Origin of the sequence: Chromobacterium sp. LK11 (assembly GCF_001043705.1) — a bacterium.
GTDB classification, from domain to species: Bacteria; Pseudomonadota; Gammaproteobacteria; order Burkholderiales; family Chromobacteriaceae; genus Chromobacterium; species Chromobacterium alkanivorans.
The window spans coordinates 224821-246704 of record NZ_LDUR01000016.1 but is presented as its reverse complement, the minus strand read 5'-3'; the positions used below and the strand labels follow the sequence as shown (position 1 = coordinate 246704).

22 protein-coding genes are annotated in these 21884 nt (G+C 66.1%); 3 read left to right on the top strand and 19 right to left on the bottom strand.

Annotation, left to right across the window (positions count from 1 at the left end):
* Positions 1 to 46 precede the first annotated feature (46 nt).
* Positions 47 to 373 (top strand): FKBP-type peptidyl-prolyl cis-trans isomerase, encoded by a 327-nt coding sequence (locus VK98_RS11830; RefSeq protein WP_019101992.1) that lies wholly within the window; start codon positions 47 to 49, stop codon positions 371 to 373.
* Positions 374 to 440: 67 nt separating this feature from the next.
* On the opposite strand, the gene VK98_RS11825 is transcribed toward VK98_RS11830, so the two are convergent.
* Positions 441 to 1061, bottom strand: a complete 621-nt coding sequence (locus VK98_RS11825; protein ID WP_048414219.1) for a DedA family protein — start codon at positions 1059 to 1061, stop codon at positions 441 to 443.
* 113 nt (positions 1062 to 1174) lie between these two features.
* Here VK98_RS11825 and alr point away from each other — a divergent pair, with 113 nt between their 5' ends.
* Positions 1175 to 2248, top strand: a complete 1074-nt coding sequence (gene alr / locus VK98_RS11820; RefSeq protein WP_048414218.1) for an alanine racemase — start codon at positions 1175 to 1177, stop codon at positions 2246 to 2248.
* Here the strand turns inward: alr and VK98_RS11815 are convergent.
* The 6 genes from VK98_RS11815 to rlmE form a co-directional block, all read right to left on the bottom strand.
* Complete coding sequence (locus VK98_RS11815; RefSeq protein ID WP_048414217.1) at positions 2194 to 2784, bottom strand: rhomboid family intramembrane serine protease; 591 nt, start codon at positions 2782 to 2784, stop codon at positions 2194 to 2196. The genes alr and VK98_RS11815 overlap by 55 nt on opposite strands.
* A complete protein-coding gene (locus VK98_RS11810) occupies positions 2766 to 4709 on the bottom strand; it encodes an ExeM/NucH family extracellular endonuclease (protein WP_156187836.1) in 1944 nt (647 codons plus the stop codon). Before VK98_RS11810 ends, VK98_RS11815 begins: the two co-directional genes overlap by 19 nt.
* Before the next feature lie 217 nt (positions 4710 to 4926).
* On the bottom strand, positions 4927 to 6261 hold the full coding sequence (glmM, locus tag VK98_RS11805) for a phosphoglucosamine mutase (protein ID WP_048414216.1): 1335 nt from the start codon (positions 6259 to 6261) through the stop codon (positions 4927 to 4929).
* A gap of 78 nt (positions 6262 to 6339) precedes the next feature.
* Positions 6340 to 7173 carry a dihydropteroate synthase gene (gene folP / locus VK98_RS11800; RefSeq protein ID WP_048414215.1) on the bottom strand — a complete coding sequence of 278 codons (834 nt, stop codon included), beginning with the start codon at positions 7171 to 7173 and terminating at the stop codon, positions 6340 to 6342.
* Positions 7174 to 7262: 89 nt separating this feature from the next.
* A complete protein-coding gene (gene ftsH / locus VK98_RS11795; protein WP_048414214.1) occupies positions 7263 to 9173 on the bottom strand; it encodes an ATP-dependent zinc metalloprotease FtsH in 1911 nt (636 codons plus the stop codon).
* 83 nt (positions 9174 to 9256) lie between these two features.
* Positions 9257 to 9874, bottom strand: a complete 618-nt coding sequence (rlmE, locus tag VK98_RS11790; RefSeq protein ID WP_048414213.1) for a 23S rRNA (uridine(2552)-2'-O)-methyltransferase RlmE — start codon at positions 9872 to 9874, stop codon at positions 9257 to 9259.
* Positions 9875 to 10015: 141 nt separating this feature from the next.
* Here rlmE and yhbY point away from each other — a divergent pair, with 141 nt between their 5' ends.
* On the top strand, positions 10016 to 10330 hold the full coding sequence (gene yhbY / locus VK98_RS11785) for a ribosome assembly RNA-binding protein YhbY (protein WP_369700245.1): 315 nt from the start codon (positions 10016 to 10018) through the stop codon (positions 10328 to 10330).
* Between the two features lie 239 nt (positions 10331 to 10569).
* On the opposite strand, the gene VK98_RS11780 is transcribed toward yhbY, so the two are convergent.
* The 12 genes from VK98_RS11780 to VK98_RS11725 form a co-directional block, all read right to left on the bottom strand.
* Positions 10570 to 10998 carry a DUF4149 domain-containing protein gene (locus VK98_RS11780; RefSeq protein WP_048414211.1) on the bottom strand — a complete coding sequence of 143 codons (429 nt, stop codon included), beginning with the start codon at positions 10996 to 10998 and terminating at the stop codon, positions 10570 to 10572.
* A 62-nt stretch (positions 10999 to 11060) separates the two neighbouring features.
* Entirely contained in the window at positions 11061 to 11537 is a 477-nt protein-coding gene (greA, locus tag VK98_RS11775) for a transcription elongation factor GreA (RefSeq protein ID WP_048414210.1), read from the bottom strand.
* Positions 11538 to 11675: 138 nt separating this feature from the next.
* The gene (gene carB, locus VK98_RS11770; protein WP_048414209.1) at positions 11676 to 14885 is read right to left on the bottom strand and encodes a carbamoyl-phosphate synthase large subunit; all 3210 of its coding nucleotides are present in this window, start codon (positions 14883 to 14885) and stop codon (positions 11676 to 11678) included.
* Positions 14886 to 14976: 91 nt separating this feature from the next.
* Positions 14977 to 15627 (bottom strand): leucine efflux protein LeuE, encoded by a 651-nt coding sequence (gene leuE / locus VK98_RS11765; protein WP_048414208.1) that lies wholly within the window; start codon positions 15625 to 15627, stop codon positions 14977 to 14979.
* A gap of 16 nt (positions 15628 to 15643) precedes the next feature.
* Entirely contained in the window at positions 15644 to 16771 is a 1128-nt protein-coding gene (gene carA, locus VK98_RS11760; RefSeq protein ID WP_048414207.1) for a glutamine-hydrolyzing carbamoyl-phosphate synthase small subunit, read from the bottom strand.
* Positions 16772 to 17040: 269 nt separating this feature from the next.
* On the bottom strand, positions 17041 to 17790 hold the full coding sequence (locus VK98_RS11755) for a type II secretion system protein N (RefSeq protein WP_048414206.1): 750 nt from the start codon (positions 17788 to 17790) through the stop codon (positions 17041 to 17043).
* Complete coding sequence (gspM, locus tag VK98_RS22785) at positions 17787 to 18296, bottom strand: type II secretion system protein GspM (protein WP_053077346.1); 510 nt, start codon at positions 18294 to 18296, stop codon at positions 17787 to 17789. The genes VK98_RS11755 and gspM overlap by 4 nt, the downstream gene beginning before the upstream one ends.
* 1 nt (position 18297) lies before the next feature.
* Positions 18298 to 19488, bottom strand: a complete 1191-nt coding sequence (gene gspL / locus VK98_RS11745) for a type II secretion system protein GspL (protein ID WP_048414205.1) — start codon at positions 19486 to 19488, stop codon at positions 18298 to 18300.
* A complete protein-coding gene (gene gspK / locus VK98_RS11740; RefSeq protein WP_048414204.1) occupies positions 19475 to 20422 on the bottom strand; it encodes a type II secretion system minor pseudopilin GspK in 948 nt (315 codons plus the stop codon). The genes gspL and gspK overlap by 14 nt, the downstream gene beginning before the upstream one ends.
* Before the next feature lie 29 nt (positions 20423 to 20451).
* Complete coding sequence (locus VK98_RS11735) at positions 20452 to 21027, bottom strand: type II secretion system protein GspJ (RefSeq protein ID WP_048414203.1); 576 nt, start codon at positions 21025 to 21027, stop codon at positions 20452 to 20454.
* On the bottom strand, positions 21024 to 21404 hold the full coding sequence (gene gspI / locus VK98_RS11730; RefSeq protein ID WP_048414202.1) for a type II secretion system minor pseudopilin GspI: 381 nt from the start codon (positions 21402 to 21404) through the stop codon (positions 21024 to 21026). The genes VK98_RS11735 and gspI overlap by 4 nt, the downstream gene beginning before the upstream one ends.
* Positions 21401 to 21877 (bottom strand): prepilin-type N-terminal cleavage/methylation domain-containing protein, encoded by a 477-nt coding sequence (locus VK98_RS11725; RefSeq protein ID WP_048414201.1) that lies wholly within the window; start codon positions 21875 to 21877, stop codon positions 21401 to 21403. The genes gspI and VK98_RS11725 overlap by 4 nt, the downstream gene beginning before the upstream one ends.
* Between the last annotated feature and the right edge of the window lie 7 nt (positions 21878 to 21884).

The window sequence follows — 21884 nt, the reverse complement described above, 5'->3', positions numbered from 1 at the left end:
GCCGCCGGGCCAGGCCTCATTCCGCGCTTGCGCGAAAGGACATCTCATGAGCGAACTGATTATCGAAGAACTGGCGATCGGCGACGGCGCCGAAGCCGTCAGCGGCCAGGAAGTCACCGTTCACTACACCGGCTGGCTGACCGACGGCACCAAGTTCGATTCCAGCAAGGACCGCTTCCAGCCGTTCAGCTTTCCGCTGGGCGCCGGCTATGTGATCAAGGGCTGGGACCAGGGCGTGGCCGGCATGAAAGTGGGCGGCAAGCGCAAACTGACCATCCCGGCCGAGCTGGGCTACGGCGCGCGCGGCGCCGGCGGCGTGATTCCGCCCAACGCCACCCTGGTGTTCGAAGTGGAGCTGCTGCAGGTGGGTTGAAACCCGACGGCACAAGGGCGTAAAAAAAGCTTCCCAAGGGAAGCTTTTTTTATTGGACGATGCCGGCTTACTTCTTCACGCACTGGTGCTGGCGACGACGGCGCATCCAGACAAAGGCCACGCCCAGCAGCAAGGCCGCCACCACCGCCAGAATGCCGGCCTGGCCGCGGTGCACCATGGTCATCAGCCACTCGCGGTTGGCGGCGCCGTAATAGCCCAGATACACCCATACCGGCACCGAGATCAGCGCGGCGAAGCCGTCCATCACAAGGAAACGCCAGTAGGAAATGCGGCGGGTCATGCCGGCGGTGATGAAGATGGGGGAGCGCAGCCCCGGCAGGAAACGGGCGACGAACAACACCCAATTGCCGTATTTTTCGAACTTCTCCTGCACCGCCTCGAAACGCTCCTGGGTCAGGATGCGCGCGATCGGCCGGAATTTCAGCACCCTGCTGCCGAACACTCGCCCGGCGGTGAACATGATGCCGTCGCCGGCCAGCACCCCGGCCATGCCGACGAAAAACATCCAATGCACATTGGTGTAGCCGAGGCCGGAAATGATGCCTCCAGCCACCAAGGTGATGTCCTCGGGAATCGGCACGCCGAAACCACATACCAGCAACACGGTGAATACGGCGATGTAGCCGTAGCCAGTGAAAAAATCGAGAAGTATTTGCAGAGTGTCCATTTTGTTCCGCTTGCCGCCATGTCTCCGTTCAGGACGATCCTGGCGCGGCTGCGTTATCGGGGTACATCACCAGGGGCTTATAATAGCACACCTCCAACGCAGACTTTCTTGACATGACTCGCCCTATCCAGGTGGAAATCCACCGCGCCGCCATCCGCCACAACTACCTGCTTTCCCGCGCCCAGGCCCCGCAATCCAAGGCTTACGCCGTGCTCAAGGCCAATGCCTACGGCCATGGTCTGCTGGACGCGGTCCAGGCCTTGGCCGATGTCGCCGACGGCTTCGCCCTGCTCAATATCGAGGACGCCGTCCGCTTGCGCGAAGCCGGCGTCCAGCAGGACATCGTTCTGCTGGAAGGCGCTTTCGACGCCGAAGAGGCCGCGGCGATGGCGCATTACCGGCTGGGCGGCGCGGTGCATTCCCAACAACAGATAAGCTGGCTGGCCAAAGGTTCCGCCAAACAGCCGGTTTCCGTTTGGCTCAAGGTCAACAGCGGCATGAACCGGCTGGGCTTCACCCCGGCGGAGGCTCCCGCCGCGCTGGCGCAATTGCGCGCGCAGCCCGGCGCGCGCGTCGACGCGCTGATGACCCATTTCGCCACCGCCGACGACGACTACGGCGTCGCCGAGCAATGGGGGCGCTTCCAACCCTTGATCGCGCCCAGCGCGCTGCCTGTCAGCGCCGCCAACTCCGCCGCGCTGTTCCGCCACCCGCACACCCACGGCGCCGTCGTGCGCCCCGGCATCGTGCTCTACGGCTGTTCGCCCTTCGCCGACGTCGACGCCGCCGGCCTGGGCCTGCGGGCGGCGATGACGCTGAGCAGCCGCGTCATCGCGGTGCAGCGGGTGCCGGCCGGCGACGCCGTCGGCTACGGCCGCCGCCTGGTGGCGGAACGCGAAATGCGCGTCGGCATCGTCGCCTGCGGCTACGCCGACGGCTATCCGCGCATCGCCGACAACGGCACCCCGGTCGCAGTGGACGGTCAGTTGACCGGCACCGTCGGCCGGGTGTCGATGGACATGTTGGCGGTGGACCTGAGCGCCCTGCCCCAGGCCGGCGTCGGCAGCCAGGTGGAGCTATGGGGTCCGCAAGTGCCGATAGAACGCGTCGCCGCCGGCGCCGGCACCCTGGGCTACGAACTGATGTGCGCGCTGGCGCCGCGAGTGCCGCGCATCGTCCGCGACTGAACCCAACGCAGCCAGCCGCCGCCGGCCAGCAAGCCCAAGGCGGCGCCGCTCCAGTGCGCCGACGCCAATACCGGCTCGCCGCCGCTCCAGTTTCCCGGGAACAGACTCTGCCAGGCCAGCCGGCCCAGCAAGGCGGCCAGCCACAGACCGCGCCAGCCCGGCTGCGTCAGGGCCAACGCCGCCCACCAGCAATAAACGAGACCGGACGCGCCGACGAAGGCCTGCGGCGCCGGCCACAGCCATTGCGTCGCGGCGATCAGCGGCGGCGCCGCCAAGGCCAGCATCAACAGCAAGGACGCCCGGTCGCGCCCCAGCCAGGCCAGCGTCGCCAACGCCGCGCTGTTGAGGCAGGCGTGGCGCGCGTCGGCGTGCACCCAGCCTCCGCTCGCCATCCGCCACCACTCCGCGACGTTCCACGGCTCGAAGCGCCACGCCAGCGCCGCCGCCCCCCAGGGCGCGGCCAGCGGCAGCAGCACGGCCAGCGCCAGCCCCCACGGCCAAGCGCCTGCCTTGGGCTTCAGCGCTTGCGGCGCCACAGCGCCGTCGCCCCTAGCGCCCCCAAGCCCAGCAACAAAGCCAGCCCGCCCTCGTCCGCCGCCGCCACCGCGTTGCCGCGGCGCGCCACGTCTACATACAGAGGATCGTGGTCCGAGGAGCGGTAGGCGTCCGCCGCGTAGTATTTCTGCTGCTGCTCCGCGCTCTTGAACTCGCTGCTGTATTCCAGCGCCGTCGGTTCGTCGGCGTTGATGTGCCACTCGCCGGCGGCCAGCACCATGGCGCTCAGCGGCTTGTCCGCCAAGGCGTGGTCCAGATTGCCGGATTCGCCGTTGAACACATAGGAGTAGGCGTCGCGGCTCCAGCGCGCCAGCAGATTGTTGAAGCCGGCGCTTTCAAAAGCGCGGATAGGATCCTCCTTGGCGTAGGAGTTCATATCGCCCAGCAACAACATGCCGTCGTTGAGGCCGGGCTGCGGACGAGTGGCGTACCAGGCCATCAGATCGCGCACCGCCTGCACTCGGGTCAGATTGCAATTGCCCTGGCCGTCGCCCTTGTCCACATCGGCCTGGCCGTCCACCACCTGCTCGGCGCAGCTACTGCCCTTGGACTTCAGATGGTTGACCGCCACGGTTACCCGGGTCTTGCTCTTGGCGTCCAGCACGAAGGTCTGCAGCAGCGCCGGCCGGTTTTTCTGCGGATTGCCTATCGTCCTCACCTCGGCCTTGCCTTGCGCCGTCACCGTGGCCGGACGATAGATCAGACCGGTGGTGATCGCGTCGCTGCCCACCTGCGGCAGACCGGGATTGGCGAACTGGTATTGCTTGGGCTGCGGCTGGCCCTGGTTCAAGGCGTTGACCAGATCCTGGATCGCCGAGTAGCGATCGAAACCATCGTTCTCGATTTCCATCAAGCCCACCACATCGGCGTCCAGCTGGCGGATCGCCGCCACGATCTTGGCGCGCTGGCGCTCGAAATCCTGCGGGGTCTTGGCGCCGCGCGGCGTCGGGAAGCCCTTGCCCTGGCCGTCGCCGTTGAAGAAGTTGAGCACATTGAAACTGGCGAAGCGCACGCTCTCCGGCTGGCGCTTGGGCGCGCCTGGGCGCGGATTGCCGGCCACTACGCGCGGCGCGGCCAGCGGCTGCAGCCGGTATTTGCCGAAAGCGTAGCTGACCACGCCGGTCACGCCGTCCAGGCGGTCGCCGCTGCGCAGGGTGCGGCTGGCGGACAGGCCGCCGGGCGCCGGCAGCCAGGCGTCGGCGTTCTGGATCTGCAGGCCGTCGTCCAGGGTCAGCTTGTCCAGCTGATTGGCCTCGCTCAGCGCCTTGGCTTCGGCGCTGCCGGGCAGGAAGCGCTGGGTGGCGGTCCACAAGCGCGGCCGGCTGGACAGGGTCAACTCGCCGTAGCGGCCGTAGTCGTAATTGGCGACGACGTGGACCGGGCCTTCCAGACGCACCGCCATGCCGGCCAGCGCCTCCAGCTGAGCGCTGGACTGCAGCGGCAGGCGCAGGCTGGCGTAAGTCAGCGGCTCGCTGTAAGCGCACTGCTCCACCGCGGCCAAGTTGGCCGGCGTGATCTGGGTTTCGCTGGCGGCGTCGCCCTTGCGGCTGTATTCGGACACCTTGCCGGTGACGCGCACCACGTCGCCGGCCTTGAGCGCCGGCGCGGCCAGGTTGCCGAGGAAAACGAACACGCCTTCCGAGGTGGCCGGATCGGCGTCCTGGTCCCGCGCCTCTTCCTGCAGGTAGAAGCCGCGCAGCTGGCCGGCGCCGGTGAAGGCGCCGCTGACCACCCCCTCCACGGTAACGGTCTTGCCCTGCAGCGGGCTGCCGACGGCGCGGCCCTGCACATCATGGATCAAGGTGGCGCCGGCCGCGCCGCAAGCGGCCTGGGCCAGGGCCGGAATCGCCAACGCCACTGCCATGGCGATGGGGCTCAGCGTTTTGAATGCTTTTGCTGTCTTCATTGTCTGGATTCATCACGAGCGTAAGGAGCGCTGATTCTAACCAGAGCGCAATGACAAAAAGATGTCATTAGATACAGTTGCACGCAAAGTCACTATCTGTATGTTTCATCTGAAAACAGTAAGCGCCGTTTCTTTCCAAATTCAGGCAATAAAAAAACGCCAGACAAGCAATGTCTGGCGTTTTCATGCCGATGCCGGCGCTAAGCGGCTGTCGCGATCAGGCGACGCTCTGGATCGCCGCCGCGATGGACTGCGCCCATTGATCGGCCAGCGCCTTGTCGTCGGCCTCCACCATCACCCGCACCACCGGCTCGGTGCCGGACGGACGCAGCACCACCCGGCCGCGGCCTTGCAGCGCTTGCTCGGCGGCGGCCAGCGACTCGGCGGAAGCGCCTTTCCAGTCGCAGCCGTTGTGGCGGACGTTGATCAAGGTCTGGGGATACGGCTGCCAGTCGCCGCAGGCGTCGGCCAGGCTCATGCCCAGGTCGGTCAGGCTGGCCAGCACTTGCAGGCTGGAGATGATGCCGTCGCCGGTGGAATGGCAATCCAGGCACAGGATGTGGCCGGAAGCTTCGCCGCCCACTTGCCAGCCCTTGCCGTGCAGCATTTCCAGCACATAGCGGTCGCCCACCTTGGCGCGGCCGAAGGCCACGCCCTGCTTGTTCAGCGCCAGCTCCATCGCCAGATTGGTCATCACCGTGCCGACCACGCCGCCCTTGAGCTCGCCCTTGGCCGCCCGCGCCTTGGCGATCACGTAGATCAGCTGATCGCCGTCGTACACGGTGCCGTCGCGGTCCACCATGATCAGGCGGTCGCCGTCGCCGTCCAGCGCGATGCCGTAATCGGCGTGATGTTCCAGCACCGCCACCTGCAAGGTCTTGGGATAGGTGGCGCCCACCTTCTCGTTGATGTTGTAGCCGTCCGGCTCGCCGCCTATGGTCACCACCTCGGCGCCCAGTTCGTGGAACACCTTGGGCGCCACGTGATAGGTGGCGCCGTGGGCGCAATCCACCACCAGTTTCAGGCCCTTGAGGTCGCGGTCGTTGGGGAAGCTGCTCTTGCAGAATTCGATGTAGCGCTCCACCGCGCCTTCGATGCGGCGCACCCGGCCCAGTTCCTCGGAAGGATTGGTCGCCATCGGCTGCTCCAGCATCGCCTCGATTTCCAGTTCGATGGCGTCGTCCAGCTTCTTGCCGCCTTCGGCGAAGAACTTGATGCCGTTATCCTGGAACGGGTTGTGCGAGGCGGAGATCATCACCCCGGCCTCCAGCCGCAGCGCGCGGGTCAGATAGGCGATGCCCGGCGTCGGCAACGGGCCTGTCAGCAGCACGTTGACGCCGGCGGCGGAAAAGCCGGCCTGCAGCGCCGCTTCCAGCATATAGCCGGAAATCCGGGTGTCCTTGCCGATCAAGACCGTGGGACGGTGGGCCTTGTCGTGGTCGACCAGCACGCGGCCGGCGGCATAGCCCAGTTTCATCACGAATTCCGGCGTGATCGGGAATTGGCCGACCTCGCCGCGCACGCCATCGGTGCCAAAGTATTTACGGCTCATGTTTTTCTCTCGAATCCGGCCGGCTCCCGGCCAACCGCTGTAATCGTTACGCCGGCTATTGTGCGCCAGACGCCGCCCTCAGTTCAAACTTTCCAGCACTTGCAGCGCCTGGTGCGTGGCCTTGACGTCGTGCACGCGGATGATGCGCGCGCCGCGCCGCGCCGACTCCAGCGCCGCGGCCACGCTGGCGCCCAGCCGCTCCGCCGGCACCGCTTCGCCGGTGATCGCGCCCAGCATGGATTTGCGGCTCAGGCCCACCAGCAGCGGCGCGCCGGCGGCGCGTTCTATCTCGGGCAAGCCGCGCAGCAGCGCCAGATTGTGTTCCAGCGTCTTGCCGAAGCCGAAACCGGGGTCGACCAGCAGCCGCTCGCGGGCGATGCCGGCGTCCAGGCACAGCCGGACGCGGCGCGCCAGATAGTCGGCCACTTCGGCCACCACGTCCGCGTAGGCCGGCTTGTCCTGCATGGTGTCCGGATTGCCCTGCTTGTGCATCAGGCAGACCGCGGCGTCGGCGGCCGCCACCAGTTCCAGCGCGCCCGCGTCTTCCAGCGCCGACACGTCGTTGACCAGGTCTACCGCGCCCAGCGCCAGCGCCTCGCGCATCACCGCCGCGCGGCGGGTGTCCAGCGACAGCGGCGCGCCGAGCTCGCGCAGACCCTCCAGCACCGGCAGCACCCGTTCCATCTCCTGTTCCGGGCTGACGTGGGGCGCGTTGGGGCGCGTCGATTCGCCGCCGATGTCGAGAATGGCCGCGCCGTCGGCCAGCATTTGCTCGGCGTGGCGCAGCGCCTGCTCCAGACCGTTGAAACGGCCGCCGTCGGAGAAGGAGTCAGGGGTGACGTTCAGAATGCCCATCACCAGGGGACGGGACAGATCGAGCGTGAAGCGCCCGCATTGCAAAGAGGATTTCATGATCTGACTACGCTCATGGAGGGGGAGGGATTGTCGCAAAAAAGCCGGGCAAGCCCCTTAAGGCTTGCCCGGCTTGATGACTGAGAGACTCAGACTTCCTGGGCCGGATCGGCGGTCGGCTCGGCGGCCGGCGGCGTCGGCTTGTCTTCCTGCGGCTTGGCCGCGAAACCGGCGCCCGGCTTGGGCGGACGCGGCGGCTTGCCGTCCATCAGGTCGTTGATCTGATCGGCGTCTATGGTTTCCCATTCCAGCAGCGCGGCGGTCATCGCCTCCACCTTGTCGCGGTTCTCTTCCAGCAGGCGGCGCGCCAGCGCGTACTGCTCGTCGATGATGCGGCGGATTTCAGCGTCCACCTGCTGCATGGTCGCTTCGGACAAATTCTTGTGGGTGGTGATGGAACGGCCAAGGAAAACTTCGCCCTCGTTCTCGCCGTACACCATCGGGCCCAGCTTGTCGCTCATGCCGTAGCGGGTCACCATGTCGCGCGCCATTTGAGTGGCGCGCTCGAAGTCGTTGGAAGCGCCGGTGGTCATCTGGTTCATGAACAGCTCTTCCGCGATGCGGCCGCCGAACAGGATGGCGATGCGGTCCAGCAGATAGCCGCGGTCGTAGGCGAAGCGGTCCTGCTCCGGCAGTTGCATGGTCACGCCCAGCGCGCGGCCGCGCGGGATGATGGTGACCTTGTGCACCGGGTCGGCCTTGGGCAGCAGCTTGGCGACGACGGCGTGGCCAGACTCGTGGTAAGCGGTGTTGCGCTTCTCTTCGTCGGTCATCACCATGCTGCGGCGCTCGGCGCCCATCATGATCTTGTCCTTGGCGGACTCCAGGTCCTCCATGTCCACCAGACGCTTGTTGCGGCGAGCGGCGAACAGCGCGGCTTCGTTGATCAGGTTGGCGAGGTCGGCGCCGGAGAAGCCCGGCGTGCCGCGCGCGATCACTTCGGCGTTGACGTCGGCGGCGATCGGCACCTTGCGCATGTGCACGCCCAGGATCTGTTCGCGGCCGCGGATGTCCGGCAGCGGCACCACCACCTGGCGGTCGAAACGACCGGGACGCTGCAGCGCCGGGTCCAGCACGTCCGGACGGTTGGTCGCGGCGATCACGATCACGGTGGAATTGGTGTCGAAGCCGTCCATTTCCACCAGCAACTGGTTCAGCGTCTGTTCGCGCTCGTCGTTGCCGCCGCCGAGACCTGCGCCGCGCTGACGGCCAACCGCGTCGATCTCGTCGATGAAGATGATGCACGGCGAGTTCTTCTTGGCCTGCTCGAACATGTCGCGCACGCGGGCCGCGCCCACGCCGACGAACATTTCAACGAAGTCGGAACCGGAGATGCTGAAGAACGGCACCTTGGCTTCGCCGGCGATGGCCTTGGCCAGCAAGGTCTTGCCGGTACCGGGCGAGCCGGCCAGCAGAATGCCGCGCGGAATGCGGCCACCCAGGCTCTGGTAGCGGGACGGATCGCGCAGGTAATCGACGATCTCCTTCACCTCTTCCTTGGCCTCGTCGCAACCGGCGACGTCGGCGAAGGTGACGGTGTTGGCGTCCTGGTCCAGCATCCTGGCCTTGCTCTTGCCGAAGGAGAACGCGCCGCCCTTGCCGCCGCCCTGCATCTGGCGCATGAAGAACACCCAGACGCCGATCAGCAACAGCATGGGGAACCAGCTGATGAAAATATTCATCAGCATGGACGGCTCTTCTTCCGGCTTGGCGGAGAAGCGGACGTTGTTCTTGATCAGGTCGTCGACCAGTTGCGGGTCGTAGGGCGCATAGGTGCTGAACGCGGAGCCGTCGGTCAGCTTGCCTTTCAGCCATTGCCCGCGCAGCGGGTGGCCTTCTATGGTCAGGGACTGGACCTTGCCGGACTCGACATCGCTGATGAACTGCGAATACTCAAGCTGATTCTGGGTATCCTGACGCTTGTTGAACTGATTGAATACCGTCATCAGTACCAAACCGATGATGACCCATATCGCGATGTTTTTGCCGATATTGTTCACGAGTAGCGGACTCCTCTGTGCCCTGACTTTTTGGTTGCTTGTCTAGATATTTGCTTTGATTGTACGCCGCGAGCCACTTTATGTCAGCGTCGGCCTTTGCCCAGCAGATAAATTTCGCTGGAGCGGTCGCGCGACGCTTTCGGCTTGCGGGTGACTACCTCGTCGAACAGCTCGCGCATGGACTTGAGATAGACTTGGAAATCGCTGCCCTGGAACACTTTGACGAGAAAATGACCGCCAGGTTTCAAATGATCTCGCGCAAATTCCAGCGCCAGCTCGCACAGCAGAAAACTTCTGGCCTGGTCGATGGCGCTCATGCCTGACATATTGGGCGCCATATCGGAAATTACAAGGTCCAATTCGCGGCCGCCGAGCAATTGCACGAATTGCGCCAGCACTTCCTCCTCGCGGAAGTCGCCCTGAATGAAGTCGACGCCGGGCACCGGGTCCATGTCCAGGATGTCGAGCGCGAACACCTTGCCGCTGTCGCCGACGAGGCGCGCCGCCACCTGCGACCAGCTGCCGGGGGTGGAACCCAGATCGGCCAGCACCGTGCCGGGGCGGATCAGCTTGTCCTTGTCGTTGATCTCCAGCAGCTTGTAAGCGGCCCGCGCGCGGTAGCCGTCTTTCTGCGCCTGGTTGACGTAGGGGTCGTTGACGTGTTCCTGCAGCCAGCTGTTGCTGCTTTTGCTTCTAGCCATTGCGTTCCGCTCTTAATAGGTGGGCAACAGGCCAGCCGCGCTATCCTGTTGTTTTTCATTTATTTTAGGTCCGGACTTTGGGAAAGCGCTCAACTCGAGTAGAATCGGCTTTTGCTTTGTAAATCCGTATTTCCCATGAAAATTGAACTCAAGCCGTTCCAGCGCAAGCATCTGCAGGGACTGGCGCACGACCTCAACCCGGTGGTGATGATAGGCAACAACGGCCTGACCGACGCGGTGATCCGCGAAATCGCCATCAATCTGGACGCTCACGAACTGATCAAGGTCCGCGTGCTGGGCGACGACCGCGAAGCGCGCGTCGCCATGTTCGAGCAGATCTGCGAAGACCTGGGCGCCGCCCCGGTCCAGCACATCGGCAAGCTGCTGGTGCTGTGGCGCCCCAGCGATAAAGAGCGCATCGTTCTGCCCAAGAACAAGCAGGCGCTGAAGGGCTGAACGCCGTTCGCGGCGATCGCGCTTGATAGAAAAGCGGTGGCATGCCACCGCTTTTGTTTTGTCCGCTCCAGACAGGGAGCGGCGTCCTGAAGCCTGCTCGAAGTCTCGCCAGCGAGAGCGGGGCCAGGCGTTGCGACCGAGAAAGCGGAATGTGGATACGGCACATCGGCATTTCGAAGATGTTTTCAACGCCCTCTTCTATCCATCCCGCCGACGCGCAGCAGATCGCAAACGGGTTCTTAGTCGTTGCGCCAGACGTAGACCAGGCCCATCAGGCTCTGCACCAGATAGATCAGGCTGGAAATCGCGTGCCAGGTGGCGAAGCCGCCGCCGAACAGGCCTTCGGCCGCATGGTTCATCTGCGCCTTGAGGTTGGCGATGATGGGGGTGACGGCGAAATGATTGATCAGCGTGCAGGCCAGCATGCCCATCACCAGCCAGAAGCCGCTTTCCTTGACCCCGGAAGCGCCGTTGCGGCGGATGTGGTCGACCAGCAGGATCACCCCGCACACCAGCCCCACCCAGGCGATGCTGGCGAACAGCTTGCCGGCCACCATGCCGGCGGTGACCCGGTCCAGCATGGCGAACAGCACCGGCGCCACGATGATGCCTATCACCCACAAGCCGCCAATCCAGAACGTCTTGGCGATGGAACGCAATCCATCCATGTCTCAGCCCCTCTCCCGCGCCGCGCCGCGCGCGGGCCGTCCGGCCCGCCCGCAGACGGAGCTCAGATGTATTTGACGTCGAGCACTTCGTATTCGCGGATGCCGCCCGGGGCCACCACTTCGGCCACGTCGCCGGCTTCCTTGCCGATCAGCGCGCGCGCGATCGGGGAGTTCACCGACACCTTGCACACCTTGATGTCGGCCTCGTCGTCGCCGACGATCTGGTAGGTGACGTTTTCCTCGCTCTCCAGGTCCATCAGCTCTACGGTGGCGCCGAACACCACGCGGCCGTCGGCGTCCAGCTCGGCCGGGTTCACGATCAGCGCGTTGGAAATCTTGCCTTCCAGTTCGGCGATGCGGCCTTCGACAAAGCCCTGACGCTCCTTGGCGGCGTCGTATTCGGCGTTCTCGGACAGGTCGCCATGCGAACGAGCCTCGGCAATCGCCTCGATCACGGCCGGACGTTCCACGCTCTTGAGGCGTTGCAGCTCTTCTTTCAGCAGCTCGGCACCGCGCACGGTCAACGGGACTTTGATCATTTCAGAATTCTCTCCAGAGGCGGCATCCGCCTTCATCAAAAGCACAAGCCGCCGTACTGGACGGCGGCTTGAAGTAGCGGGTTATGGGAGGGATTGTAACGGCAAACCCCTCCCGCTTCCAAGCCCCCGCGTCAGGACTCAGCCCTGAATCTGGCTGTGCAGTTCCTGCACGCTGTAGACGTCGAACTCCTCGGCGTGGGCCATGCCCACGCACACCGCCTTGGCGCCGGCCAGGGTGGTGTATTGCGGAATCCGCGCCTGCAGGGCCGAACGGCGGATGGAGTGGCTGTCCTGAATAGCCTGGCGTTTTTCGTCGACGGTGTTGATCAGCAGATCGATTTCCGAGTTCTTGATCATGTCGACGATGTGCGGGCGGCCTTCATTGACCTTGTTGACCACCTGCACCACGATGCCGGCCGCCGACAGATGCTTGGCGGTGCCGCGCGTCGCGCAGACGCCGAAGCCCAGCCGCTGCAGTTCGCGCGCCACTTCCACCGCGCCGTTCTTGTCGCCATCGCGCACCGACAGGAAGACCTTGCCGGTCTTGGGCAGGCGGTCGCCGGCGCCGAGCTGGCCCTTGACGTAGGCTTCGGCAAAGGTCTTGCCCACGCCCATCACCTCGCCGGTGGACTTCATTTCCGGCCCCAGGATGGTGTCCACGCCGGGGAATTTGATGAAGGGGAACACCGCCTCCTTCACCGCGTAGAACGGCGGGATCACTTCCTTGGTGAAGCCTTGCTCGTTGAGGCCGATGCCGGCCATCGCGCGCGCGGCGATCTTGGCCAGCGGCGCGGAAGTCACCTTGGAGACGAAGGGCACGGTGCGGCTGGCGCGCGGATTCACCTCCAGCACGTAGATGGTGTCGCCCTGGATGGCGAACTGCACGTTCATCAGGCCGACCACGTTCAGCGCGCGGGCCATGGCCACGGTCTGACGGCGGATTTCGTCCTGCACCGCCGGGAACAGGCTGTACGGCGGCAGCGAGCAGGCGGAGTCGCCGGAGTGGACGCCGGCCTGCTCCACGTGCTGCATGATGCCGCCGATCACCACGTTCTCGCCGTCGGACACGCAGTCGACGTCGACTTCGATCGCGTCGTTGAGGAAGCGGTCCAGCAGCACCGGGCTGTCGTTGGACACCTTCACCGCCTCGCGCATATAGCGCTCCAGATCGGCCGGCTCGTGGACGATTTCCATCGCGCGGCCGCCCAGCACGTAGGACGGGCGCACCACCAGCGGGTAGCCGATTTCCTCGGCCAGCTTCATCGCTTCGGCCGGCGCGCGCGCGGTGCGGTTGGGCGGCTGCTTCAGGCCCAGCTCGTTCAGCAGCTTCTGGAAGCGCTCGCGGTCCTCGGCGGCGTCTATCATGTCCGGCGTGGTGCCGATGATGGGCACGCCGTTGGCCTCCAGCGCGCGCGCCAGTTTCAGCGGGGTCTGGCCGCCGTACTGGACGATGACGCCGAACGGTTTTTCGATGCGGCAGATTTCCAGCACGTCTTCCAGCGTCAGCGGCTCGAAGTACAGGCGGTCCGAGGTGTCGTAGTCGGTGGACACGGTTTCCGGGTTGCAGTTGACCATGATGGTCTCGAAACCGGATTCGCGCAGCGCCAGCGCCGCGTGCACGCAGCAGTAGTCGAACTCGATGCCCTGGCCGATGCGGTTGGGCCCGCCGCCCAGCACCATCACCTTTTTGCGGTCGGACGGATTGGATTCGCACTCCTCTTCATAGCTGGAGTACATATAGGCGGTGTTGGTGGCGAATTCGGCGGCGCAGGTGTCCACGCGCTTGTACACCGGATGCAGGCCCAGGCTCCAGCGCTTGGCGCGCACCGCGGCCTGGTCCGAACCCAACAGCTCGCCCAGCCGGCGGTCGGAGAAGCCCTTGCGCTTGAGGCGGCGCAGCTCGGCGTAGTCCAGTTCTTCGATCTTGCGGCCGGCCAGCGCTTGCTCTTCGCCGATCAGGTCTTCGATCTGGGCCAGGAACCAGGGGTCTATCTTGCTGACCGCGTGGATGTCGTCGCGGCTCATGCCGATGCGGAAGGCGTCGGCCACGTAGAGAATGCGCTCCGGTCCCGGCGTGCCCAGTTCGTGGCGGATCGCCGCTTCGTCGCTGGTGACCGGATCGAAGCCGGACAGGCCGGTTTCCAGGCCGCGCAGCGCTTTCTGCATCGATTCCTGCAAGGTGCGGCCCATCGCCATCACCTCGCCCACCGACTTCATCTGGGTGGTCAGGCGGTCGTCGGCCTGCGGGAATTTTTCAAAGGCGAAACGCGGGATCTTGGTAACCACGTAGTCGATGGACGGCTCGAACGAAGCCGGGGTGGCGCCGCCGGTGATATCGTTCTTCAGTTCGTCCAGGGTGAAGCCCACCGCCAGCTTGGCGGCGATCTTGGCGATCGGGAAACCGGTGGCCTTGGACGCCAGCGCCGAGGAACGCGACACGCGCGGGTTCATTTCGATGACGATCATCTCGCCGGTGGCCGGATTGGTGGCGAACTGCACATTGGAGCCGCCGGTGTCCACGCCGATCTCGCGCAGCACCGCCAGGCTGGCGTTGCGCATGATCTGGTATTCCTTGTCGGTCAGCGTCTGCGCCGGCGCCACGGTGATGGAGTCGCCGGTGTGCACGCCCATCGGATCGAAGTTTTCGATCGAGCAGATGATGATGCAGTTGTCGTTCTTGTCGCGCACCACCTCCATCTCGTACTCTTTCCAGCCCAGCACCGATTGTTCGATCAGCAGCTCATGGGTGGGCGAGGCTTCGAAACCGCGCTCGCAGATGGCCAGGAATTCTTCGCGGTTATAGGCGATGCCGCCGCCGGAGCCGCCCATGGTGAAGGACGGGCGGATCAGCGTCGGGAAACCCACCTTGGCCTGCGCTTCCAGCGACGCTTCCATGGTGTGGCAAACGAAGGACAGCGGGCAGGACAGGCCGATCTTGGCCATCGCTTCCTTGAAGCGGCCGCGGTCTTCGGCCTTGTCGATGGCATCCTCGGTGGCGCCGATCAGCTCCACCTTGTATTTTTCCAGCACCCCGTTCTTGGCCAGGTCCAGCGCGCAGTTGAGCGCGGTCTGACCGCCCATGGTCGGCAGTATGGCGTCCGGACGCTCCTTGGCGATGATTTTTTCCACCACTTTCCAGGTGATGGGCTCGATGTAGGTGACATCGGCCATGTCCGGGTCGGTCATGATGGTGGCCGGGTTGGAGTTCACCAGGATGACTTTGTAGCCCTCTTCGCGCAGGGCCTTGCACGCTTGCGCGCCGGAGTAGTCGAATTCGCAGGCCTGGCCGATGACGATGGGGCCGGCTCCGATGATCAGAATGCTTTTGAGGTCGCTACGCTTTGGCATGGTTCTACTCTTTATGATTGCATTTTGTTTGCCGCCAGGCCCGGGCGCCTGGGACGCCCGGCGGCTTGGCGGCGAATGTTAAATCTCTGTCTTACAGGCTGGCCGCGGCCAGCTTGGCGCCGAAGCCGACGAACAGCGCGCCCACCGAGCCGCCCAACGCCGCGCTCAGCCTGCGGCGGCGGCGGAAGGCCTGGGCCAGCCGGTGGCCGGCGACGATCAGCGCGGTCAGGTACAGCGTGCTGCACACTTCCACGATCAAGCCCAGCGCGACGAAGGTCAGCGCCGGATGCGGGTAGGCGGGATCGACGAACTGAACGAAGAAGGACACGAAAAACAGGATGGCCTTCGGATTCATCAAGCTGATCAGCAAGGCCTTGACGAAGGGGTTTTCCTCTCCCACCAGCACCGACTTGGCCTCGGCCGCCTCGCCGCGGGCGGCGCGGCGCCAGGCCGTCAGCGCGCCGCGCAGCATATTGAAGCCCAGCCAGGCCAGATAGCCGCCGCCCAGGTACTTGACCACGGCGAACAGCGCCGGGTTGGCCTTCAGCAGGCCGGCCGCGCCGGTGGCCGCCAGCGTCATCAGGATGAAGTCGCCGATGATGATGCCGCCGGCGCCGGCGAAGCCGGCGCGGGTGCCGCGCTGCGCCGCCACCGACAGCACGTACATGGAGTTCGGCCCCGGCAGCAGCACGATGAGCACGGCGCCCAGCAGATAGGTGGTGAGATCGGTAATCCCCAGCATGTTCCCGCTCCCCGGCTTAGACGCGTTCCGCCATCGAGGCGATGAAGCGGTCGAACAGATAGGCGACGTCCTCCGGCCCCGGGCTGGCTTCCGGGTGGCCCTGGAAGGAGAAGGCCGGACGGTCGGTCAGCGCGATGCCCTGCACCGTGCCGTCGAACAAAGAGCGGTGGGTGACGCGCACATTGGCCGGCAAGCTGGTTTCGTCCACCTGGAAGCCGTGGTTCTGGCTGGTGATCATCACCCGGCCGCTGTCCAGATCCTGCACCGGGTGGTTGGCGCCGTGGTGGCCGAACTTCATCTTGGAAGTCTTGCCGCCGCTGGCCAGACCCAGCAGTTGGTGGCCGAGGCAGATGCCGAACACCGGCAGCTTGGCGTCCAGGATGTCGCGGATGGCGGAGATCGCGTAATCGCACGGTTCCGGATCGCCGGGGCCGTTGGACAGGAACACGCCGTGCGGATTCAGCGCCAGCACGTCGGCGGCCGGGGTCTTGGCCGGCACCACGGTCAGCTGGCAGCCGCGCTCGGCCAGCATGCGCAGAATGTTGTGCTTGACGCCGAAGTCGTAGGCGACCACGTGGAAACGGGTGGACGCCTGCACCTGATAGCCGGCGCCCAGCTTCCACTCGCGCTCGGTCCAGGCGTAAGGCTTGTCGCAGCTGACCACCTGGGCCAGATCCTGGCCGGCCATGGAACCGAAGCCGCGCGCCAGCTCCAGCGCGCGCGGCTCGTCGATGTCCCCGGCCATGATGCAGCCGGCCTGGGCGCCCTTCTCGCGCAGGATGCGGGTCAGCCGGCGGGTGTCGATGTCGGCGATGGCGACGACATTGTGCTGCTTCAGATAGCCGGACAAGGAGTTTTCGGCGCGGAAGTTGCTATGCAGCAGCGGCAGATCGCGAATGATCAGGCCGGATGCAAAAACGGCGCGAGATTCGGTGTCTTCCGAATTCGCGCCGACGTTGCCGATATGGGGATAAGTCAGGGTGACGATCTGTTTGGTATAGGAGGGGTCGGTCAAAATCTCCTGATAGCCGGTGATGGCGGTATTGAACACCACCTCGCCCACCGTATGTCCGGCGGCCCCGATAGCACTGCCCTTGAACACGGTGCCATCGGCCAAGACAAGGATTGCGGGTACGGTTGACACAAGCTGCTCCTATTGCGTTTGCGGCGGGTAAGGAAAAACCGGCTGCGCCGGTTTTTGTTGACCCCGTCCGCCGGCCTGGCCGCCTCGCTCGCGCAAGGCCTCCGCCGCGACAGATGGGATCTGTCCCTACCCTAAGTTTTCGAATTGCTTTATGTGAAGAACGGGACTCGATGCCTGGCGCATCAGTCCCGTTTGGTTAAACCTTTCTATAGTAACGCCGAACCGGAAAACTCACAAGAAAAATCGATAACATGACAAATGAGCGGCAATCAGGCCCCGGGGCGGATCTGCCACTGCACGCTGGTCGGCCCGCTAGGTTTGCCCAACATCAGCATCAGCGGTTTCAAGGCGTCGTATTTTTCCGGCGGGCTGTGGGCGCTGCCGCTCAGCGCGAAGGCCGCGCCCGGCTGCCACTGCCCCTGCCCGCTCAGATTCAACGGTCCGTCCAGCGTCGACACGTTCAGCGCCACGCCCGCGCCGGCGCCGTTGACATCCATCTGGTAGGAGCCGAACGGCGACAACGGGCTCAAGGGCGAGGCCGCGCCCAGCCAGCTCAGTTGCAGATTGCCGGCCAACTGGCCGCCCTTGCGGCTGAACTGGCCGATCTTGAGCTGCAGATCGCCGCCCAAGCGCGCCGCCTGCCAGGTCTTGGACAAATTCGCCAGCGCCGCCACCGGCAGAGTCAGGTTGACGCCGTTGACCTCCATCCCGTCCCAGCCCCACTCCAGCTTGCCGTCCTGGCCGTCGCTCTCCAGCAGCCAGATCGCCCGCCCCGACAGCAAGGCCTTGGGTTGGAAGCGCCAGCCTATCCGGCTCATCGGCAACACCTCGCCCTTGTCGCCGACATAGACCAATTGCGTCTTGCCCTGCCACACCGTGCCTTGCGCGCCGCTGAACTGCCAGCGATCGCCGGTGGCGCTCAACAGCGGCAGCGACAGCAAGCTCGCCGGCAATGCGGCGATCAGGCCGGCCAGGAACAACGCGCCCAATAGCGCGCCCAACAATATTTTCTTTTTCATGCGCCGCCTCCGGCATGCGCCAGCAGCGCCTTGATATGCACTTGGCCCGGCATCGGCTGGGCCTCGGCCCGGAGATTGAGCACGCGCACCTGGTGCTGGGCCGCCAGCACGCCGGCCAGCTTGACCCAGGCGTCGAACGCCATCGTGCCCTCCATCGCCACGCCGGACTCGCCCTCGGGACTCAACTGCCAGCCGGCCTCGGACAGGCCCTGACTCTGCGCCACCTGGCGAATCACCGGCAACAACTCCTTGGCCGGCAGCGCCGCCTGCGCCGGCTGGCGTTTCAACTGCTCGGCCTCGTGCGCCAGAGATTGCACATGGCTCAGCTCGGCTTGCAGACGCGCCGCGGCGGCGCGGTTGCGCTCCACCGATTTGCCCGCCGGTTCCCAGACGCCGGCGTAGAGCACGCCGACGCCGAGTACGACGGCCATCACCAGCAGCAAGGCTTGTTCGCGGCGGCTGCGCTGCCGCCAGTAGGCGGCGAATTGTTCACGATATTGCTTCATGTCAGGGCTCCCGGGACAGGCTGAGTTCTTTGGTCCCTTGCTGGGTGGCGGTCACGTCCAGGCGGATCTGCTTGGCCGCCAGTTGGCCGCGCCAGCGCTGCAAGGTCTCCGCCGGCACGTCCGCCACTTGCAGCTTGAGCCGCCCGCCGTCGTAGCTGAGGGTGCGAGTCTGCAGATCGCGGCCGCTGAGCGCCGCCAGCGCGCCCATCAGCTCCAAAACGTCGTCCCGCGCCGGCAGGCCGTGGCTCAGCCGCAGCTTGTCCACCGCGCGCGTCATCGCCAGCGCGCTGCTGCCCGGCATCGCCTGGCCGCCGATCCAGGGTTTGGCGGCGGCGCGGATCTCCGCCGACAAGCTGTGTTTTTGCCAGGTGTACCAGCCGGCCTGGCCCAGGGTCAACGCCAGTTGCGCCGTCAGCAGGCCGCCCAACACCAGCCCGGCGCGGCGCAGCGCCGGCCCCCAGTCGCGCCAGCGGCGATTGGCCGCCAGCTCGCCGTTGGCGAAGTCGAAAGCCTGTTGCGCCTGGCCGCTGCGCCAGTCATGGGCCGCCAGCTGCCTGGGTTCGCCCTGCCACGCCGGCAACCGCGATCCGATCAGGCCGGCCGCTTCGGCCCCGCACACGGTCAGGCTGGCCGGCGGCAGTTGCGCCGCCAGCCGCGCGAACAGCAGTTGTTCGGCCGTTTCGCCGCAGTAGGGCAGCCAGGCCGCGCGCGTGGCGCTCAGCCGCAGCAACCAGCCCTCGCCGCCGCGCGCCACGCTCCAGCCGTCGCGCGCCGGCGGCGGCAGCAGGCTTTCCTCCGGCAAGATGCGGTCGCACAAGCGCCCGGCGCTCTTGAGCATGGCCACGGCGCGGCGCACCGGGAAGGCCTCGGTCACCGCCACCGCGCGGCTGCCGTCCGGCAGTTCTCCGCCCAGTGCGTAAAGATTGGCGGACGGGTCGTTGATCAGCCCCTCCTCCAGCGCGAAGCCCATCATCGCCGCCGTCGGCAGCTTGACCGCGGCCGGCAGCCGCGCCTGGGTGAACAGGGTGCGGCCGGCGGGCAGGATCAGTTCGCAGCGGTCGGCGCGCGGCCAGCCGGCCGGCGCGCTGTCGCCCTGGGCGCTGGCTTCGCCGCGCGCCCCCAGCAGGGCCCAGGGCAGCCCCGGTTCGCTATCGGGCCAGCCGGCCCGCAGATACAGTCTAAGCGTTGTCATTCTGATTTCCGTTTCCCCTGGCCGGCGGCGGACGTCCCGCGCCGTCTTGCCGCCACAGCGTCTTCACCACGTTCATATTGCTGTAGATCAGCGCCCGCATTTCCAGCCGCGCCCGTTCCAGCCGGGCCGAGCTGTCCAGCATGAAGTAATTGGACGCCGCGGCAATGTCGGTGTCGGCGATGATGCCCGGCGCCGGCAACCGCGCCTTGAAGTCGTTGGCGTCCTTGTAGTAATTGACCTTGCGCTGGTTGAGCAAGACCAGCAAATTGCCGTCGCCGACGCCGGGCAACAAGGTTTTCATCACCGCCGGCGTGGCGGTGTTGATGTTGATCTGGCTGACGTCCGCCGGCAAAGCCGCCACGTGCGGCAGCAACTTGTCCAGCACCTCCGGGGTGTAGCCCGGCAGCCAGCGCAGCATTTCCACGCGAAGCAGCGGATGACCCGGCGCCGTCGCGCCCGGCTCCGGCGGACGGTTCTCCCCCGCCGGCTGGCTGGCGTCCTCCGAATCCTTGCCGCCGCGCAACTGCCTGACCAAGGGTTCGGACAAGCGCGTGGGCAGGCCCAGCGTGGTCAGCAGCCGCTTGTAGAACACCAGCTGCCGCGCATTGGTCTGGCCGTTCTGCACCAGCGAATTCAGATTGAAGCGGCCTTGCAGATCGCTCAACTGCCCGGACACGGTCACGCCCTGGGCCTCGGTCTGCGGCAAGGGCTGCGCCCACAGCTGGGACAAGGCCACCACGCCGTTGCCGGCCGCGCCGTTGTTGAAGCGCAGGATTTCCATCGCCCAGCCCAGGCCGGCGTCGGCCACCAGGCGCAGTTGGGCGCGGTTGCGGTCGTTGTCCAGCTGATGCCACCACAGACCCTGCTGCCACAGCACCAGCGAGGCGGCGGTGGTGGCCAAGGCCACGATCAGCAAGGCCATGATCACCGCCATGCCGCGCTGCTTCCGGCTTCCCGGCCTCTTCATGGCAGCGCCCATATCCGTTTCGCCCATTCATTGCCCGGCATGCGGATGCGCATTTCCAGCGCGCGCGGACTGTGCGCCGGGCTGGCTTCGCGCGGCGGCCAGTTGTCCAGCCAGTTGCCGTCGTCCAGCAGCACGCGCCAGCGCACCGCGGCGTCCTTGCCCAGCAGGACATAAGCGGTCGGCGCCGCGCCCTGGGCGTCGCCCGCCGCCCAGCTGAGGCCTTGCGCGCCGGCATGGTAGCTGATGCGTTCCTGGCCGCCGGGATAGCGGGCGGAAAAACTCTGCAGGGTCAGCGTCTGGCCGTCGCCGTCGCTTTGCAGCAGCAGCTGGCTGCCGCCCAGGCTCGGGCCCTGCCCTTGCGTCGGCGCCGGCATCTGGCCGGTCAGGTCGCCCTCCAGCCGCCGGAAGGCGCGCGCGGCGTCCACCCATTGCTCGCTGGTCTGCATCAGCCGCTCGCGCGAGATCAGCAAGGAGCCGAACGCCTTGTAGCCGAGCACCGACAGGATGGCGAGCAAGCTCATCGCCACCAGGATCTCGATCAAGGTCATGCCGCGCTGCCGGCCGCGCCTCACGAGCCGCCTCCGATGTTCATGCGCAAATAGCCGGTCATCTCGGCCAACACGTAGCGGCCGTCGCCCTGGGCCAGCACCCGCACCGCCACTTTGCGGAAATTGGGATTGGGCGTCTGGCTGACCACGCGCTGCCAGCGCCAGCGCGCGCCGTCGTCGTCCAACTCTCCCGCCTGCTCGCCCACGTCCGGCCATTCGCGGCGCGCCTGCATCAGCGCGATCATGTTCTGCGCCTCCCAGGCCGCCTGCATCCGCCGCTTCATGCCCTCGCCGTTGTCTGCGGCCAGGCCGGTGGCGCGCAGCAGCGCGCCCAAGGCCACCGCGATGATGGCCAGCGCCACCAGCACTTCGAACAGCGTAAATCCGCGCTCGCGCTTCATGAGCCTTCGTCCACCCGGCTGCGCCCCAGCGGCGACAGGGTCACGGCCAGGCCGCGCGTCTCGGTCTTGATCTGCAAGGCCAGCGCGTTGGCGCGCCCGTCCTGCCACAAGGGCAGCGGCCGGCCCGCCGGCCAAGGTTGGCCGTCCAGCAACAGCGCCCCCCCGTGCACGCCCTCCGGCCACAGCCGGTCGGCCAGCAATTCATCGTTGGCGCCGCCCCAGTCTCCATTGTCGCCGCGGCGGCGGAAACCGTAGCCCTTGGCGTCCCACATCAGCGCCAGCGGGTCCCCCATTTCGGCGGCGTCGGCCGCCTGCTCCAGCACCCGCGCCAAACGGTAGGCCTCGTCCGAGGCCTGGCGATGGGTGTCCGGCCGCATGCTCAGCGTCACCGTGGTGGCCAGCACCCCGATGATCAGCATCACCACCATCACCTCGATCAGGGTGAAGCCGCGCGCCGAAAAGGAGGAGTTCATCGACGAC

Excerpts from the sequence above, each read along its gene's own strand:
- rlmE (WP_048414213.1), bottom strand. The coding sequence starts at position 9,874 with ATGGCTAGAAGCAAAAGCAGCAACAGCTGGCTGCAGGAACACGTCAAC.
- leuE (WP_048414208.1), bottom strand. The coding sequence starts at position 15,627 with ATGCTGGGGATTACCGATCTCACCACCTATCTGCTGGGCGCCGTGCTC.
- gspK (WP_048414204.1), bottom strand. The coding sequence starts at position 20,422 with ATGGCGGTGATCATGGCCTTGCTGATCGTGGCCTTGGCCACCACCGCC.
- VK98_RS11725 (WP_048414201.1), bottom strand. The coding sequence starts at position 21,877 with ATGAACTCCTCCTTTTCGGCGCGCGGCTTCACCCTGATCGAGGTGATG.
- gspL (WP_048414205.1), bottom strand. The coding sequence starts at position 19,488 with ATGACAACGCTTAGACTGTATCTGCGGGCCGGCTGGCCCGATAGCGAA.
- folP (WP_048414215.1), bottom strand. The coding sequence starts at position 7,173 with ATGAAATCCTCTTTGCAATGCGGGCGCTTCACGCTCGATCTGTCCCGT.
- alr (WP_048414218.1), top strand. The coding sequence starts at position 1,175 with ATGACTCGCCCTATCCAGGTGGAAATCCACCGCGCCGCCATCCGCCAC.
- VK98_RS11810 (WP_156187836.1), bottom strand. The coding sequence starts at position 4,709 with ATGAAGACAGCAAAAGCATTCAAAACGCTGAGCCCCATCGCCATGGCA.
- gspM (WP_053077346.1), bottom strand. The coding sequence starts at position 18,296 with ATGAAGCAATATCGTGAACAATTCGCCGCCTACTGGCGGCAGCGCAGC.
- carB (WP_048414209.1), bottom strand. The coding sequence starts at position 14,885 with ATGCCAAAGCGTAGCGACCTCAAAAGCATTCTGATCATCGGAGCCGGC.
- VK98_RS11780 (WP_048414211.1), bottom strand. The coding sequence starts at position 10,998 with ATGGATGGATTGCGTTCCATCGCCAAGACGTTCTGGATTGGCGGCTTG.
- gspI (WP_048414202.1), bottom strand. The coding sequence starts at position 21,404 with ATGAAGCGCGAGCGCGGATTTACGCTGTTCGAAGTGCTGGTGGCGCTG.
- glmM (WP_048414216.1), bottom strand. The coding sequence starts at position 6,261 with ATGAGCCGTAAATACTTTGGCACCGATGGCGTGCGCGGCGAGGTCGGC.
- VK98_RS11755 (WP_048414206.1), bottom strand. The coding sequence starts at position 17,790 with ATGAAAAAGAAAATATTGTTGGGCGCGCTATTGGGCGCGTTGTTCCTG.
- VK98_RS11825 (WP_048414219.1), bottom strand. The coding sequence starts at position 1,061 with ATGGACACTCTGCAAATACTTCTCGATTTTTTCACTGGCTACGGCTAC.
- greA (WP_048414210.1), bottom strand. The coding sequence starts at position 11,537 with ATGATCAAAGTCCCGTTGACCGTGCGCGGTGCCGAGCTGCTGAAAGAA.
- VK98_RS11830 (WP_019101992.1), top strand. The coding sequence starts at position 47 with ATGAGCGAACTGATTATCGAAGAACTGGCGATCGGCGACGGCGCCGAA.